Below are 18,515 nucleotides of genomic sequence, written 5' to 3' on the forward strand. Positions count from 1 at the left end.
CATGTCTTTAAGAGAAAAAAATGTTGCTAAAAAGTCTCAATTATCTCTGGCTAAACAGCAGCTCCTTGAGAGACGGTTGCGAGGAGAAAGGGGCTCTTCTGAGCAAAGATTCCCTGCCATTGTGCCTGGTTTAGAGCAGCGCTATCACCCCTTTCCACTTACAGACATTCAACAAGCCTATTGGATAGGTCGTCAGGGTGGACTGGAGTTAGGCAATATCTCAACCCATGGCTACTTTGAAATTGAAACGGATGGGATTTCGCCGGTCCAGCTCAATCAGGCATGGCAACAGTTAATTCAACGCCACGAAATGCTGCGTATGATCATCCGTCAGGATGGACAACAGCAAATTCTCTCGGAGGTTCCCGACTACCAAATTCAGGTAACTGATTTACGGGGAGCAAGTGCTGAAGCACTTGCTCTGAAATCAGAGAGCATTCGCCAGCAGATGTCCCATCAGGTTTTTCCGCTGGAACAATGGCCTCTGTTTGAAATTCAAGCTATTTATCTCAACCCTGATCAGGTCAGATTTTGCTTTAGTCTTGATGTTCTCATTGGTGATGCTTGGAGTTGTGAGTTGCTCTTGGCTGAATTGGCAGATTTAGTTAGAGCTCCTGGACGTTCGCTACCGCCTCTGAAGTTGTCTTTCCGAGATTATGTGCTAGCTGAGCTGGAATTCCATAAGTTTCCGCTTTATAAACGTTCAAAAGATTATTGGGAAAAGCGTCTAATAACGTTACCCCCAGCCCCAGAACTTCCCCTACAGAAAAGTCTTGCATCCGTTGATTCACCTCACTTTGTGCGACGAGAAAAGCAGATGGATGCAACAACCTGGCGACGTCTGAAGCAACGGGCTCATCGTGCAAACTTAACGCCTTCTGGCATTTTACTGGCAGCGTTTGCAGAAATTTTGACTCTTTGGAGTAAGAACCCTAAGTTTACGCTTAATCTAACCCTTTATAACCGCTTACCTTTACATCCTGATGTTGATAAAATTGTAGGAGATTTTACTTCAGTCACTTTACTATCGGTAGATAATACTTCATCGACATCGTTTGAAACTCGTGCCAAGCGACTTCAAGAACAGTTTTGGGATGACTTAGATCACAGTTACTATAGTGGAGTCAAGGTTATACGAGAGTTAGCCAGAATTCAAAACCGTCCGGCTGAAGCCTTAACCCCTGTTATTTTCACCAGTACCTTGACCAACGAAAGTTTAAGTCGAGAACAGTCTGTAGTTAGCCCATCTGATGGTTTACCTGATAACCTCAATACCGATGTAGATACAACCTACAATCGAGATATGCTTAAGGGCATGGGTAAGATGACTTATATGATTACCCAAACGCCCCAGGTTTATCTCGATCATCAAGTTTTTTTCAATCCGTCTGGGGAACTGTTTCTCAATTGGGACTGTGTTGAGGAGTTGTTCCCGGAAGGGGTTTTAGATGATATGTTTGCCGCTTATGGCAACCTCTTAGAGAGATTGGCAACAGAGGAAGCGGTTTGGCAGGCGACAAGTCCTGGGCTGTTACCCAAACCTCAAGTAGCTCAAATTGCTGCGATTAATCAAACCGAGAGCTCTTTGGGGGAAGATAGGGGTCGATGTTTACATGGTTTGTTTTTTGAGCGGGTGGCTAACCAGCCCGACCAGCCTGCGGTGATTGCTAGCGATCGCACCCTGACCTATCAAGAACTTAGCGACCTTGCCCAACAGCTCGGTCAACAACTCCGCCGCTTAGGAGCACAGCCAAACCATCTGGTAGCGGTAGTCATGGCAAAAGGGTGGGAACAAATTGTCGCGGTGTTGGGAATTTTAACCTCCGGAGCGGCCTATGTGCCCATTGACCCAAATTTACCCCAAGAACGCCGCTGGCATCTCCTGGAACAAGGCAACATTGATCTGGTACTGACCCAGACTGAGTGGGAGCAGACTCTAAAATGGCCAACAACGACCACGCGTATTTGTGTCGATACCCTGAAGTATGAACGCCCAGAAGGCCCTCTGGAATTTGTCCAGCGTCCTGAAGATATTGCCTACGTTATTTACACGTCTGGGTCCACAGGATTACCTAAAGGTGTAACCATTGACCATCAAGGTGTGGTGAATACTGTTTTAGACATTAATCAGCGGTTTGGAGTGAGTCAACGCGATCGCACGTTCGCCCTATCATCCCTCAGTTTTGACCTATCCGTCTACGATATCTTTGGTACCTTGGCTGCGGGTGGCACATTAGTGTTACCTAAGGCCGAGGCCAATCGTGACCCAGCCCACTGGCTCGAGCTGATAATCCAGCATCAGGTCACCCTTTGGAATTCGGTACCTGCATTGATGCAGATGTTAATCGAATATGCAGCTGCCGCATCAAAACCGATTCAGTCAGCCCTACGATTGGTCTTACTCAGTGGCGATTGGCTACCTCTGAAATTACCAGAACAGATTAGAACAACCTTTACAGAGGCCCAGGTCATTAGTTTAGGGGGTGCTACAGAAGCCTCCATCTGGTCAATTCTTTATCCCATTGCCCAAGTTTCCCCTGGGTGGAAAAGTATTCCCTATGGATACCCCATGGCCAATCAGCGCATGTATGTGCTCGATCATGCTCTAAACACCTGTCCTCTTTTTGTTCCAGGACAGCTCTACATTGGCGGTGTCGGGTTAGCCAAGGGGTACTGGCATAATCCCACCAAAACCGACGCTAGTTTTATCCACCATCCCCAAACGGGAGAGCGGCTTTACTGCACTGGTGACATCGGTCGCTATCTGCCAGATGGGGTGATTGAGTTTTTAGGAAGGGAAGACTTCCAAGTCAAGATCAACGGTCATCGCATCGAACTGGGAGAAATTGAAGCCACCCTAGTCCAACATCCAGCCATTGACGCTGCCGTTGTCACAGCTATAGAGGAGCGACCAGGAGTAAAGCGGCTTGTGGCTTATCCCGTAACGGCTCAGTCAGCAAAGACAGAATCCCAGCTGACTCCAGAGCTACGAAAGCTCCTAGCTGAAAAGCTGCCAGCATACATGGTGCCATCAACCTTTATCTTTTTAGATAGCTTACCCCTAACGGCCAATGGTAAAGTTGACCGACGCCAATTACCTCAGCCTGATCTAAGTGAATCACCTTTAAAGCAAGCATATGTTGCCCCCACCGATGAGATTGAAAAACAACTCAGCGATATCATTCAAACCATATTGAAGATTCCCCAAGTTGGTATTTACGACAACTTTTTTGATCTGGGTGGAAACTCTGTTCACTTGGTTCAAACCCATATCAAGATACGGGAAATTCTTAACCAAGACATTCCTTTGATAGAAATGTTTCGGTATCCCACTGTCCAAGCATTATCTCAATACTTCTGCCGTTCATCCAACAATAACAACGTTGGCCATCGGCAACTCACCAGAGCTAAACATCGTAAACAGTTACAACAGCGTCGTCAGACAAAACGTAGACGCTAATATCAGCCACCTGCTTCAGCCAACCTGCTTCAGCTTTCAGAGTCAGCATCTCAGATAAATAGTCAGAGAATCCTATGGTAGACCTTAACATCGAGCCAGACAATTTTAATACGGCTAATGCCATCGCTATCATTGGCATGGCAGGACATTTTCCAGGTGCAAATAGTCTCGAACAGTTTTGGCAAAACTTGGTGGATGGAGTGGAATCCATCACCTTCTTTGACAAACAGGATTCGGCAGAAATGCACATCGATCCGGAGGTTTTAGAACACCCAGACTATGTCGGAGCTGAACCGCTGTTAGAGGGACTTGACCAGTTTGATGCCTCATTTTTTAGTTTTAATCCCAAACAGGCAGAAGTGCTCTGTCCAGAAGTCCGCCTGATGTTGGAATGTGCTTGGGAAGCCTTGGAAAACGCAGGTTATGCCGGTGACAATGATCCAGGGTCAGTGGGTGTTTTTGCAGGCAGTAGTGTCAGTAATTATCTCGCAGCGGTTAACCACAGTAAGATAATTCCCATGACCCTGAGTGGGTTAGAAACCTATTTAGGCAATGACCTAAATTATTTAGCCACCCAAATTTCTTACCACTTGAACCTCAAGGGACCCAGCTTGATGGTTCAGTCTGCCTGCTCCACTGCGCTGGTGGCCATTCATGTGGCCAACCAAAGTTTACTTAACGGTGAATGTGATATGGCCCTGGCCGGGGCCGTGAATTTAATGTTGCCCCAAGGAAGAGGTTACGTATACCAGGAGGGAGGGATTTTCTCGTCGGATGGACATTGCAAAGCCTTTGGAGCAGACTCTCAAGGAACTTTGCCTGGCAGTGGATTGGGTCTGGTTGTGCTGAAACGGTTAGAAGACGCTTTAGCGGATGGCGATACCATCCGAGCCGTGATTCGAGGCTCAGCCATTAACAACGATGGTGCGGTAAAGGTCGGTTACACGGCTCCCAGTATCGATGGCCAGGCTGCCGTCGTTGCCGAAGCGTTGGAGATGGCTGAGGTTGCCCCTGAAACGATTACCTACATTGAGGCCCACGGTACTGGAACGACGCTTGGCGATCCGATTGAAATTCAATCCTTAAGCGATGTGTTTCGGGCCAGCACTCAGAAAAAAGGGTTTTGTAGCATCGGCTCTGTCAAAAGTAATCTTGGCCATCTAGGGGTGGCAGCTGGTATGCCCAGTGTTATTAAAACAGTGTTAGCACTAGAAAATCAGGTAATTCCCCCCAGTCTTCACTGCCAACAAACCAATCCTAAAATAGATTTTGCCAACAGTCCCTTTTACGTTGCTCATCAGTTAACCCCCTGGACCAGGAATGGCACGCCCCGACGGGCGGGAGTGAGTTCCCTGGGGGTGGGTGGCACCAATGTGCATTTGGTGATTGAAGAAGCACCGCCCCAAGTCCATAGCAAGACGATGGCCGATAGTGTTACTAACAGCGTCGCTGACCGACCTTATCAGACATTAGCACTATCGGCTAAAACCGAAACTGCACTGGAACAAGCAACCCTCAATTTAGCCAATTATTTAGCGGCGAATCCTCAACTCAACCTCACCGATGTAGCCCATACTCTACAGGTGGGCCGTCGTGGATTTAAGCACCGTCGCTGGCTAACCTGCCAGAGTTTGGATGAGGCTGTTGCGGCTTTGAGGAATCCTACAGCGCCCCCAGTTCTCACCGGAAGCAGAAAACTTCAGTCTCCTGGGGTCGTCTTTATGTTTTCTGGGCAAGGCGCTCAGTATATCAACATGGCTCGGGATCTTTACGAGTCTGAGGCTCAATTCAGAGAATCGATTGATCACTGTTCAACTCTCTTAAAGTCCCACCTCAACGTAGACTTACGATCCATTCTTTATCCTGAACCTGACTGTCGAGAAACCGCTAAAGCACAACTACAGCAAACGGCGATAGCGCAACCTGCGCTGTTTGTCGTTGAATATGCCCTGGCCCAACTCTGGATGACTTGGGGGATTCAGCCCAAGGCCATGGTGGGTCACAGCATTGGTGAATATGTTGCGGCTACCCTGGCAGAAGTCTTTACCCTTGAGGAAGCCCTAGCACTTGTAGTGGCGCGGGGGCAGTTAATGCAACAACAACCCAATGGCAGCATGTTATCCGTGCCATTGAGTGCTGAAGAGAGTGCAGTGTTTATGACCGATGAGAGTCTGGTCATTGCGGTTGTGAATGGCGTCAATACCTGTGTTGTTTCAGGGTCTACAGAGGCGATTGATGCATTGGCACAAACCTTGGAAACTCAGGGAATTCAGAGTCGTCGGTTACATACCTCCCATGGGTTCCACTCACCCATGATGGCTGGCATGGTTGAACCATTTTTAGAGCATCTCCAAAAGGTCACATTCCATGCACCTCAGATTCCTTATTTATCAAATGTAACGGGAACTTGGATCACTGAGGCTGAAGCCACGGACCCTCAGTATTGGGCAAACCATGTTAGACAAACAGTACAGTTTGGAGAGAATCTGCAACACCTTTGTCAGAATCCCCATCAGATTCTATTGGAAGTGGGCCCCGGTCGTACATTAAGTAAATTAGCGAAGCAGCACCCTGAAAAACAAGCAGGACAATTAGTCCTAACAACCGTGCGCCACCCTCAGGAAAATTATCACGATGTTTCCTTTTTATTGCAAACCTTAGGTAAACTCTGGCTTTCCGGTGTGGAGATTAACTGGGCCAGCTTTTATGCTGACCAACAGCGTTACCGGGTACCATTGCCTACATATCCTTTTGAACGCAAACGATATTGGTTGACTGACAGCACAAATAATGCGGCTACGTTGAGTGCTACTAAGCTCCGTTCCCCTTCTACAGAGGAGCTATGGCAGCCATTGACCGCAGCGATGGTAGATCAGGCAAACCAGGGCATCTCTCAATTTGATCGGGAGGTTTATGTTGAGAATCTTCCCTCTATGGAGCAGGTATGTCTCTCCTATTTGAATCTTGCATTTCAATCCTTGGGTTTTTGGCAAGATACGGCTCGGACATACTCATTTGACGAGCTGGTTGCTGAGGGTCAAATTGCCCCCCGTTATCAACAATTATTTTGCCGCTGGCTGGATGTTCTAGTTGAGCGAGGACACCTTCAACAGGTTGATGGGCAATATTGTCAGTTTATGCCAGAGGCTAAAAATAGCCTAGGTGATATTTTAGATACCTTTAAAGCCCGGTGGATTAAATTTCCCCAGATGGTCGACTTAGCTCAACAATGTGGCAACAATCTATCAGCGATCATCACTGGGCAAAAAGATCCCCTTGAAATTTTTAATTCCCTAGTCTATCAGCAAGGCAAGGCATCCAATCCAGAAATGCCTCTGTTTGCCTACTACAGTGCAGTTATGCGGGCAAGTTTAGAACAAATTGTTACTCAATTATCTGATAACCCCCAGTTAAGAATTTTGGAAGTGGGTGGAGGACAGGGGCTAGCAACCACCGATTTGTTGCCCATTTTGCCACCTGAGCGTAGCCAGTATACCTTCACGGATATTGGTCAATGGTTTTTAAAGCAGGCAAAGAAGAAGTTTAATGACTATCCGTTTGTTAACTATAAACTGCTGAACATTGAAACAGCTCCTGAATCCCAGGGATATGAGCGCCATAGCTTTGATGTTATCATTGCGGCCAATGTTCTCCATGTGGCAAAAAATCTGGAAAACACCCTGGATTATATGCATTCTCTACTGGCACCAGGGGGAATTTTGCTGCTTTGGGAAATCACTACGCCGCTGTTGTTCTTTGATATTACCTCTGGGTTGCTGATGAATCCCCTGGAGGACAATCAGCGTAGTCGCGGTAATCCGTTTTTAAGCAGTCAACAGTGGCAGGAAGCGCTAACCAACCATGGTTTTGCTCAGGTGAGTGCCCAGCCTGAGTCCGATGATCTAGGACAGCATATCATTGTGGCTAGGGCTGAACTAACAGAAGGGGGGTCACAACCGGCTGCCTTTACTGTGGCTAGCAAACCTGAAACAACTGCGACTGTCACACCGGTAACTAGGGGCCAGGTGACGGATAAAAAGCCCCATGTTTCTGATTGGTTCTATGGTCCATCTTGGTCGCGATCGCATCTCCTTCCTCCCCCAAGTCCAGCTGACCAAAAGCCTTCTGAACGCTGGTTAATTTTCAAGGATGATAGGGGCATTAGCGACCAAATTATCTCCCAACTCAATCAGCGAGGCGATGAAATCATTCTCGTCCAGCCAGGAAATACATTTCAGGTTGAAGTCACCCAAGACAGTCATTGCATTATTCTCAATCCCCGCTCTCAGGCAGACTACCAGTCTCTGTTCCAGCATCTGGAACAGGCCCAGTTAATGCCCACCAAAGTACTACACAGCTGGCAGTTGACCCCTCCTACCCCGCTTGATTGGCCCAGGACTGAGCAAGCCCAATATTTGGGTTTCTACAGTTTATTATTTATGGCCCAGGCCCTCCCAAAAGAAACACTTTCCAAGCCATTCCCAATCTCGGTGCTTTCCCATGGTCTCCATGAAGTAATTGGCACTGAGGTAGTCCTTCCTGAAAAAACAACCATCCTGGGACCGATCAAGACGATTCCCCAAGAAGTCCCCAATGTCTATTGTCGCAGTATTGACTTATCAGAATCTGAGGTCAATGCTCAAGCCAACGATTCACTAATTTCAACTTTGATTGCTGAGCTGGATAGTCCAATTCTTGATCCCATTGTGGCCTATCGCCATGGACACAGATGGGTTGAAGCACATACACCCTTATCTTTAGAAGCATCCACTGAAGAGCAGACATTCCCCTTAACATCCCAGGGAGTTTATTTAATTGTGGGGGGTTTAGGGAGTTTAGGGTTAGTCATTGCCGAGTACTTAGCTGAAACTGTCCAAGCCAAGCTTGTGTTAACCGGACGATCGCAGTTCCCAGCACGGGAACAGTGGGCCGAATGGCTAAAAAATCATAGTGAACAAGAACCGACATCTCGTAAGATTTTGCAATTGCAAAACCTTGAGACATTAGGGTCCGAGATTCTGGTGGCCCAGGCGGATGTCGCTGATCTGGAAGCCATGGCTGCCGCCGTCAATAGCGCTGAAACTCGTTTTGGCAAACTGAACGGGGTGATTCATGCCGCGGCCACCGACCCCCTAGAGATCTATCGCCCTTTTGCTGAGGCCACTGAAACAGACTGTCAACAGCAGTTTCGTGTTAAAGTTCAAGGGGTACTAGTACTTGACACTGTTCTACAGAACAAACCCCTAGATTTTTGTCTCTTAATTTCTTCATTGGCATCACTGTTTGGTGGAGTTGGCCTCACGGCATATTCAGCAGCCAATATATTTTTAGATCACTTTGTCCAACAGAATCGCCAAACACACTTTCCCTGGCTCAGCGTTAACTGGGATGGGAGAGTGCCGAGCCAGTCAACTAGTGGCACGGTGAGCGGTGAACTCACGGTTACCCCAGCGGAAGATATTAAAATCCTTAAAACTGTTTTGGCTAGCCCAGGACTCAAGCGGGCTGTGGTTTCTACCAGAAGTCTACAGCCTAGACTTGATCACTGGATGCGTAAGCAAGCTTTGTTAAAAGACTTACCGGACACTTCTCTATCGAACTCGGTAGCATCGAGTCAGAACACCCAGCTGTATTCTAGACCCGACTTGGAAGCCGTTTACCGAGAACCAAGTACGGAGACTGAGAAAAAACTGGTGCCAATTTGGCAAAATGTCATGGGTGTTACGCGAGTAGGCATTGACGATAACTTCTTTGAATTGGGAGGGGATTCCCTCGTAGGTATTCAAGTCATTTCCCAGATTCGACAAACATTTCAAATTGATCTGCCCATGACCATCTTATTCGAGGCCCTGACTGTAGCAGGGATTGCAGAATATCTGGATACGACCTATCGAAATACTCCCGCCTCAGCAACAGCCCTCAGTAATGATAGTAATGCTCGGGAGGACATTGAGCTATGAAATCTGCCCCACAGTCTGCGATACAGCCTACGACACAGCCAATTGCTAAATTTTTAGATGATCTGAGAACGCAGGATATTCAACTCTATGTTCAGGATGGCCGCTTGCGGTGTAATGCACCCAAAGGTAGTCTGACGGACTCATTGCGGCAGTATATTACCGAACAAAAAGCAGAAATCATCGAATTTCTACGGCGACCAAGTGATGAAGACTCAGGCGATCAGCCGGACTTAAATGAGATTTACCAACCTTTACCGCAAATTGTTACCAGCGCAGCGGAGCGCTATCAATCCTTTCCATTAACAGAAATCCAACAGGCCTATTTGATTGGCCGGGACGATAGCTTTGATCTCAGTAATGTGTCTACCCATGTTTATGCTGAGATTGATGTGGTGGATTTAGACCTGAAGAAATTTGAGCAAGCCTGGCAATATCTGATCCAAAAGCATGAAATGATGCGGGCGGTGATGAATGCAGATGGCCACCAGCAAATTTTAGAACAGGTCCCTGATTACCAGATAGACACGCTGGACTTACGTACGGCAGCATCAGAGGTGGCGCATGAACAGTTGATGGCATTACGGGAGTGCCTTTCGCATCAGTTACTTCCCACTGACACATGGCCCTTATTTGAGGTGAGAGCAGCGCTTTTAGACACCACCAAAACCCGGTTGTTTATCAGCATTGACTTGTTAATTGCCGATGCTTGGAGTTTGGAGCTGATTATACGAGAATTGGTGGACTATCTCCATAACCCCCAGTCCTCTCAAGCAGCAATGGAGTTGTCTTTTCGAGATTATGTTTTAGCAGAGATTGCCTTAAAAACATCAGCTGTGTATCAGCGATCGCAAACCTACTGGCAAAATCGGGTTGCCACCCTGCCCCCATCACCAGAATTACCGTTGGGAACCAATTTGGGATCTATCAAGCAGCCCAAATTTGTCCATCGCACCCGGAGAATTTCTCCAGAACAGTGGAAACAACTTCGACAAAGAGGATTCCAAGCAAACCTAACCCCTTCTGCCATTATCCTTGCCGCCTTCAGCGAAGTCTTATCAGCCTGGAGTAAACAACCCCGATTTACCCTCAATATTACCCTGTTCCGACGACTTCCCCTACATCAAGATATTAACCGTTTGGTAGGGGACTTTACCTCACTAGATTTATTGGCCATTGATAATTCAAGTCTGGCCGCTTTTGTCACCCGCGCTAAGGCCATTCAAAAACAACTTTGGCAAGATCTGGATCATCGCTATGTGAGCGGCATGAAGGTTTTACGGGATATTGCCCATGCCCAACAGCGTTACTCCGGTGCCCTGATGCCGGTTGTTTACACCAGTACCCTCACCAACGATAGTCTAAATCGTGATCGCTTTGCCAACAGCTCCAACACCGAAAGTGCCTCAATTTATGAACTTGGAGAGGTTGTTTACAGTCTTAGCCAAACACCTCAAATTTATCTGGATCACCAGGTGCTTGAGGAACAAGGAGCCCTGATTCTTAATTGGGATGCAGTTGACGAAGTCTTCCCTCCCGGATTGTTAGACGATATGTTTCAGGCCTATGGTGATTTTGTCGAGGCGCTTGCCACCGAGGAAAGCTTATGGCAAGCTGATCCGCGTCAGCTGATGCAACAGCTGTTTCCACCCCAGCAGGCTGCTCAAATTGCCATGGTCAACGCCACTGAGCAACCGTTGTTAAGCTCTCAAATAGACGGTCCTCAAACAAGCAGTCCTCAAACAGACACTCTCCAGTCTTTCCTCCATGGTTTAGTCCTTAGGCGTTTACAGACATCAGCCACAGATATTGCTGTGGTTGCAGGAGACATTACCCTGACCTATGGGGAATTAGGAAAGCGTGCCTACAGTCTGGGAATGCAGCTGCGTCACCTAGAGGTTCTTCCTAATCAGCTAGTGGCTGTGGTGATGAAAAAAGGGTGGGAACAAGTGGTTGCCGTCCTCGCTGTTCTGGTTTCTGGTGCAGCCTATGTGCCCATTGATCCCAATTGGCCCCAGGTAAGACGTCAGCAGATCTTAAAACAAGGGGCAGTCAACATTGTTCTCACTCAACCAGAGTTAGATTCACAATTAGATTGGCCAGATGATGTGCAACGACTTGTTATTAGTCGAGATGAGGTCAATCAAACTGAAGAGCACCTGCCTGGTAGTGATGCTGAAATTAGTCAATTCCAGCCCAGTCAAACTCCCAAGGATCTTGCCTATGTGATTTACACGTCTGGCTCTACAGGTATCCCTAAAGGGGTTGCCATTGAGCATCGTGCTGTTGTTAACACAATTCTCGATATTAATCAGCGATTTCAAATCAGTTCTAAGGACCGAACTCTGGCCATTTCTTCCCTCAGCTTTGATCTGTCGGTCTACGACATTTTTGGTACCTTAGCAGCGGGAGGCACATTGGTGATTCCTGCGGCTGCCGACAGCAAAGAACCGACCCACTGGGCAACATTAATCAAGCAGCATCAGATCACTTTGTGGAACTCCGTACCCGCCTTGATGCAAATGCTGGTGGAATACAGTGAATTTCATCCAGAAGTCACCTTAAATTCCCTACGCCTTGTACTACTCAGCGGAGATTGGATTCCCTTAAAGTTACCGGATCAGATTAAGGCCCTCAGCCCTGCGGCAGAGGTGGTAAGTTTAGGCGGTGCCACTGAGGTTTCCATCTGGTCCATTCTCCATGTCATTCATCAGGTGGATCCTAATGGGAAAAGTATTCCCTATGGGAAACCTATGGCGAACCAACAGTTTCATATCTTGAATGAACATTTGGCTCCATGTCCCGTGTGGGTACCCGGTAATTTATACATTGGTGGGGTAGGGTTGGCCAGGGAATATTGGCGCAATTCAGAAAAAACAAGTCAAAGCTTTATCCACCATCCGGTTACAGGTGAACGGCTTTACCATACTGGAGATTTAGGATATTACCTTCCCGATGGTGCCATCATGTTTTTGGGACGGGCGGATTCCCAGGTTAAAGTACAGGGCTACCGAATTGAGTTGGGAGAAATCGAAACAGCTTTAGAACAGCTCACCGCTGTCAAGCAAGGGGTTGTCTTACTCAAGGGAGATGCTCAAGAAACTAAACGACTAGTGGCCTATGTTGTTTTAGAACAGCCAACACTGACGCCAGACCACTTAAAGCAACAGCTACTAGAGCTACTGCCAGATTATATGGTGCCGTCAACCTTCGTCTTTTTGGAAACCTTACCTCTGACAGCCAATGGCAAGGTTGATCGAAACCATCTGCCCGAACCTCAACAGACTTCTGTGGCATCGAGCCAACTCTCAACATCTAAAGATGTTGCTGATGCAGCTCTTACTCAACAAATTGCCCAACTGATAGCTAATGTGCTCAAGGTTGATACCATCGAACCTAATGCTAATTTGCTAGATCTGGGTGCTAATTCTATTGATATTGCTAGAATTGCTAATCTCATGGAGGAGCAGTTCCAATATCGATTACAGATTAAGGATCTATATAGTCTCTCCACTGTAGGGGCGTTGGCCAAAGACTATGATGATCGGTTAGTTAGGGAAACAACGCCGCAGTCTGCACCTCAATCAGTCGGCGATGGTGCTCTCGCAGGCAATTTTAAGATGATCTTTAATCCAGAAGAGCGTCAACAGTTTAAGCATCTACGGCGTGGACTGCGACAAGAATCTTGGGGGAGTGTAAAGCTAGTGGCCCCAGAATTAGACGATACGCTTAAACAAACGTATCTCAGCCGCTACAGTTGTAGAACCTTTAGTTCAGACCCACTACCGTTTGAACGATTCAGCCTTTTTTTGAGTAATTGGCAACAGTTATTAGTTAATGGTCAGCCTAAGTTGCGCTATGGGTCTGCCGGTGGGCTTTATCCTGTCCAGGCCTACCTTTACATTAAACCCGAGCGCATCTCTGGTCTAAAAGCAGGTACCTATTATTATCATCCTCTGGAGCACCAATTAAAGATCATTACGCCAGACGCCGAAATTGACCGAAGCTTGTATGCCTTCAACAATCAGAAGATATTTGATCAAAGTGCATTCTCTATCTTTTTGGTGGGCCAGTTAGCTGCGATTGCACCCATGTACGGCGAATTAAGTCGAGATTTTTGCCTGTTGGAAGCCGGATTGATGAGTCAGCAGCTGGAGCTAGCTGCGCCTGCCCATGAAATGGGCCTTTGTCAGATCGGCAGCTGTGATTTTGAAACGGTCCGACATTTGTTTGCTCTCGATGAACACCATATCTATTTGTATTGCCTGCTAGGGGGTGCTCTCAATCAGCAGGCAATGCCGACAGTGGATCTGAGTTCTGTAACTACCCATGATGCCTGGGAGGAAGGCACATTATAATGGCTAACCATAATCCTGATATTCCTAACCTGTTACAACGATTTTCCCAAATCGGCATAACATTGTGGTGTGACAATGGCCAACTACGGTTTCGGGGGCCTAAAGGTGCGTTGACACCTGACTTAAAAGCAGAGTTACAACAACATAAACAAGCTATCTTAGCTTTCTTCGGACAAGGCTCAGTTGACACGTCACCGTCCTCACCCTTAAATTTATCCAGTTTTTATCAGAAACCAACCCTGGCTAGCCTCAATCAGGTGATTGCCAATGCTTTAGAGAATAAAGGGACTGAGGGAAATGCGATCGCAACAGCTACCACCACTGAACAGCTACTTCAGGAGGCCATGGCACAGCTGAAAGATATCCCTGATTCCATTCACTTTGTTCCTGCTCAAAAAGAGCCGATGGCCATTTTCTTAACTGGAGCAACAGGATTCCTAGGTACCTACTTACTCAATGATCTCCTGGAACAAACCCAGGCCACCATCTATTGTTTAGTACGCGCACCCAACCTCAACACTGGGCAAGAACGCCTCCAAACCAAACTTAAGGCCTATGGACTTTGGCAAGAAACACAAGGGACCAGAATCATTCCTGTGCTTGGAGATCTGGCAGAACCCTTACTAGGTCTATCTTTAGATCAATTTCAACAGCTTGCATATGCTATCGATATTATTTATCACAATGGAGCCTTAGTTAATTTTGTTTATCCCTATACGGCTCTAAAAGCTACCAATGTTAACGGCACTCGCGAGATTCTAAAATTAGCCACCATCCATAAAATCAAACCTCTCCATTATGTTTCTACCATTGGTGTATTTTTGTCTTCTCACTTAGCTACCGATCACGTCATATATGAGCAAGACTCCCTTGATCATGGAGGAACCCTCTATGGAGGATATAGCCAAAGCAAATGGGTGGCCGAAAAACTGGTGTCTTTGGCCAGTGAGCGGGGTTTACCCGTTTCTATTTATCGACCCGGTACTATTACAGGCCATAGCCAAACTGGAGTTTGTAGCACACAAGATTGGCTATCCCTGACGCTCAAAAGTGCTGTTCTCCTAAAAGCACTGCCAGCGATTGATACAGTTCTTGAAATGACCCCAGTGGACTATGTCAGTCAAGGTATTATTTACTTATCTAGGCAGCCCTCCTCTCTCCACCAATGTTTCCACTTAGTTAATCCTTATCCCTGCCATTGGCACCAGTTAACAGATTTCTTAAGCAACTTTGGCTATCAGATTCAGTTAGTTGCTTTTGAACAGTGGGCGCAACAGGTTGAAACCTACACTACCGAATCATCGAGTTCCATTGCCAATATACTCCCCATACTCCAAGCCCATGGCAGTAGTAGCAACCAGGTCAAATTTAACTCTGAAAATGCTGTGCATGCACTTGCTAAAGCTCAAATTAGCTGTCCCCCTGTGAGTTCCCAGCTATTGCATCCGCAACTATCTTATTTTATTCACCATGACTTCTTACCAGCGCCACCTGCAAGAATTTCAGTGAATTAAGCAGATCAACAATATCTAGTATTGCTGATGACTTTGTTTAGAATCCAATCTAAACAGCGAACTCCAAATATCACCGCATATTCATTTGCCATTTATCTTATTGAAACGGAAGGATAATCATGAAACTAGCTACGAAAGTTGAATCCTTTATCAAAGAGCATTCCATCAACGAGACCTATGCCAATAAAGTTAACCATTGTTATTACAAATATTGGGATAGTGTAGGGACCACTCAAATCCGATTTGTAGACAGCACTCCCTATACTCTTATTGATGAGAATGGCAAAGAGTATCTAGACCTTGTAGCAGGCTTTGCCTGCTTGAACTGGGGGCGGAAAAATCCAGAATTAATTACCGCTTTGGAAGATGCTATCAACACTCCAATTCCATCACTCACACAAATTAATGTGCCTACCCTGGCAGCAATTTTGGGTCATGAACTTTTAGAGTTAACTGACCCATCATTTGAACGCGTATTTTTTCTCAATTCGGGTACTGAGGCTGTTGAATATGCCATGAAGATGGCCATCGACTTCACCAGAAAAAAGCGTTTCGTCAGTTTTACAGGTGGATATCACGGACTAACGTTAGCGTCTTTGTCCATTAATGGTGTCTCTAACTACAGGAAGATTTTTGGCGTAGAAAAAGCTCACTTTCAACTAGAGCTAAATAATATAGATGCTCTCAACCAGGTGTTTAAGAATCACCATCGAGAAATCGCTGGAGTTATTGTTGAGCCCATCCAAGGAAGAACCGGCAGTATTGCTAGCGATGAATTTTTGAGAGAGGCTAAGCGTCTATGCCAAAAACACAACGCATTACTCATTTATGATGAGGTCCAAACAGGATTGGGACGCACAGGAAAACGATTTGCCTATGAGTGGTCCCAAGTCACACCCGATATCATGACCTTAGCCAAAGGACTAAGTGGCGGCATGGTTCCCATTGGGGCTGTGGTTTATACCGCAGAGGTTTATAAGAAAGTGTTTGACAGCATGGAGAAAATCCTGGTATATTCCTCAACCTTCAAAGAGAATAATTTATCAATGGCAGCAGGTTTAGCATCCCTGGAAAACCTGAGAAATTATGATTTAGCCAATATTCAAGCCGCAGAAGCAAAATTTCGAGAACGGCTAGAACTCCAGAATACTCATCGCAACTACACCTTAGAAGTGGCGGGAAAGGGGTTGATGTTATCAGTTTCAATCCAGCAGCAAAAGAAAAAAATTGCCCAAAAATTGTTTGATTGGATGGAAGGAGATTTCTTTTATGGCATCGCCTGCGGTAAGATGTTTCGCGAAAAACAGGTTCTATGTACCGTAGGTAATCGATTTGGTAAAAGTATCGCAATTAGACCAGCGTTGACAATCCCTCCTGACTTAATTGATCAGTTTTGTGACAGCTTATTTGAGATCTTTGATGAAATGGCGGGATACTCAAATGTCAAATTTCTGAAAACGACCTATGAAGACATTAGGAAGGTAGTTTAGACAAAGGATTTTGAGACACATCATCAGAAACTGAAGCCTAAGGAAGACTTGGTGTCTGATCTGGATAAGATGATTCCGTGGAATCAGTCTCACCCAATTTTAGAACAGGTATATGTCAAGCCTCACAAGAGTAATGCCGGTCGTCGTCCCATCAATATCATCGTGATGTTTAATCTGTTGATATTACAGCAGCTCTACAACTTGTGCATGCCACCTTAGTAGCCGTATCCAAGCAATGTAGCCGTCGAGAGGACAATCTCGATTTTTAAAAAGTTCAATCAATAGAGGTACCCACATGAGTATCAGTTTCGACTGGGATCTAGAACAACTTTCCTTTTATCGCTCCATCGTCACATTTGCTCAACAAGAATTAAATGCAGACTTAATTGAAAACGATAGACGCAGTCACTTTAATCAAGCAGGCTGGCAAAAATGTGCAGATTTTGGCATTTTAGGATGGCCAATTTCCAAAGAATATGGTGGACAAGGTCTGGATCCATTAACCACCATATTAGGTTTGGAAGGTTTGGGCTATGGATGCAAAGACAATGGTCTAGTCTTTGCCATTAACAACCATCTCTGGAGTTGTGCTGTTTCAATTGCCAATTTTGGTACTGAAGCTCAAAAACAACAGTATTTGCCAGCCCTTTGCCAGGGCACATCGATGGGAGGACATGCCATCACCGAACCAAACTCAGGATCTGCTGCTTTTGAGATGCAAACTGAGGCTATCCCCCATGGGGATTACTACATTCTCAATGGCACCAAGACATTTATTAGCAATGCCCCTGTTGCCGACGTTTATATTACATTCGCCCGTACTAATTTAGAGGTAGGTGCTCAACAAGGAATTTCTGCCTTTATTATTCACAAAGATTTGCCTGGATTGACCATCGAAAAAGAGTGGGAAAAATCGGGATTGCGGACAGCACCCATGGGAGAACTCGTTTTCAAGGACTGTAAAGTGCCCGTTAACCATCGTTTAGGCAAAGAAGGCCGGGGACACAATATTTTTCAATCCACCATTAGCTGGGAACGAAGTTTCTTGTTTGCCAGTCAGGTGGGGACCATGGAAAGGATTTTCGAGCAATGTGTTAGCTATGCTAAAAAGCGTAAGCAGTTTGGCCAGCCCATTGGCTCTTTTCAGGGTGTATCCAATAAAATTGCCGAGATGAAGATGAGATTGGAGCTGGCAAAGCTTATATTGTATAAAATAGGATGGTTGAAAAAAGAAGGAAAACAAGCCTTTTTAGAATCTTCAATTTCTAAAGTTTTTATCAGCGAAGGTTTCATGAAAACCTGTCAGGATGCTATCCAGATCCATGGTGCTAGAGGCTATGTGACCGATTACGAACTAGAAAGATATTTTCGAGATTCTATAGCAGGTACCATCTATGCAGGTACATCTGAAATTCATCGCAATATTATCTCTACCCTCTCAGGCGTGTAGATCTTCATCTTCTCAGAACTTGTTTTTTGTTTTTCATTTTCTGGCTGCTTAAATCATGTATATACTCCTCTATGGAGAGAGGCAGCTAGTTTTTCAAGTAGGTGGGTTTGATCCATGAAAATCACCGCAAGCTTTTGATTCCACGCTCTAACAGTGCTCAAATCAGTGCTTACGGAAAACGAGTTTGCAGTTTTACAGAGCAAATTATTGAGCAGCATCATTAGCTCAAAAAACTTTGCTAATGATGCTGTGTATCAGCTCTTTTTGAGGATAATAGTCGATGCTT

The 18,515-nt window shown here is 46.0% G+C and carries 7 protein-coding genes; all 7 read left to right on the plus strand.

Annotated elements, in window-relative coordinates; all coding sequences use genetic code 11:
- Window position 1: 1 nt before the first annotated feature.
- The 7 genes from QGP82_RS10965 (at window position 2) to QGP82_RS10995 (ending at window position 18,229) form a co-directional block, all read left to right on the plus strand.
- A complete protein-coding gene (locus QGP82_RS10965; RefSeq protein ID WP_499059034.1) occupies window positions 2-3,460 on the plus strand; it encodes a non-ribosomal peptide synthetase in 3,459 nt (1,152 codons plus the stop codon).
- 74 nt (window positions 3,461-3,534) lie between these two features.
- Window positions 3,535-9,420, plus strand: a complete 5,886-nt coding sequence (locus QGP82_RS10970; RefSeq protein WP_499059036.1) for an SDR family NAD(P)-dependent oxidoreductase — start codon at window positions 3,535-3,537, stop codon at window positions 9,418-9,420.
- Window positions 9,417-13,775: an amino acid adenylation domain-containing protein gene (locus tag QGP82_RS10975; protein WP_499059039.1), complete on the plus strand. Its 4,359-nt coding sequence runs from the start codon at window positions 9,417-9,419 to the stop codon at window positions 13,773-13,775. The genes QGP82_RS10970 and QGP82_RS10975 overlap by 4 nt, the downstream gene beginning before the upstream one ends.
- A complete protein-coding gene (locus QGP82_RS10980; protein WP_499059042.1) occupies window positions 13,775-15,289 on the plus strand; it encodes a thioester reductase domain-containing protein in 1,515 nt (504 codons plus the stop codon). Before QGP82_RS10975 ends, QGP82_RS10980 begins: the two co-directional genes overlap by 1 nt.
- Window positions 15,290-15,408: 119 nt before the next feature.
- Window positions 15,409-16,779 (plus strand): class-III pyridoxal-phosphate-dependent aminotransferase, encoded by a 1,371-nt coding sequence (locus QGP82_RS10985; protein WP_163659369.1) that lies wholly within the window; start codon window positions 15,409-15,411, stop codon window positions 16,777-16,779.
- Between the two features lie 30 nt (window positions 16,780-16,809).
- Complete coding sequence (locus QGP82_RS10990) at window positions 16,810-16,998, plus strand: transposase (protein ID WP_489670913.1); 189 nt, start codon at window positions 16,810-16,812, stop codon at window positions 16,996-16,998.
- Between the two features lie 76 nt (window positions 16,999-17,074).
- On the plus strand, window positions 17,075-18,229 hold the full coding sequence (locus QGP82_RS10995; RefSeq protein WP_250564653.1) for an acyl-CoA dehydrogenase family protein: 1,155 nt from the start codon (window positions 17,075-17,077) through the stop codon (window positions 18,227-18,229).
- Window positions 18,230-18,515 lie beyond the last annotated feature (286 nt).

The organism is Leptothoe sp. LEGE 181152, assembly GCF_032906605.1.
Taxonomy (GTDB): domain Bacteria; phylum Cyanobacteriota; class Cyanobacteriia; order Phormidesmidales; family Phormidesmidaceae; genus Leptothoe; species Leptothoe turfae.

Coding starts and splice junctions, on each gene's coding strand:
- QGP82_RS10965 (WP_499059034.1), top strand. CDS start 2: ATGTCTTTAAGAGAAAAAAATGTTGCTAAAAAGTCTCAATTATCTCTG.
- QGP82_RS10970 (WP_499059036.1), top strand. CDS start 3,535: ATGGTAGACCTTAACATCGAGCCAGACAATTTTAATACGGCTAATGCC.
- QGP82_RS10975 (WP_499059039.1), top strand. CDS start 9,417: ATGAAATCTGCCCCACAGTCTGCGATACAGCCTACGACACAGCCAATT.
- QGP82_RS10980 (WP_499059042.1), top strand. CDS start 13,775: ATGGCTAACCATAATCCTGATATTCCTAACCTGTTACAACGATTTTCC.
- QGP82_RS10985 (WP_163659369.1), top strand. CDS start 15,409: ATGAAACTAGCTACGAAAGTTGAATCCTTTATCAAAGAGCATTCCATC.
- QGP82_RS10995 (WP_250564653.1), top strand. CDS start 17,075: ATGAGTATCAGTTTCGACTGGGATCTAGAACAACTTTCCTTTTATCGC.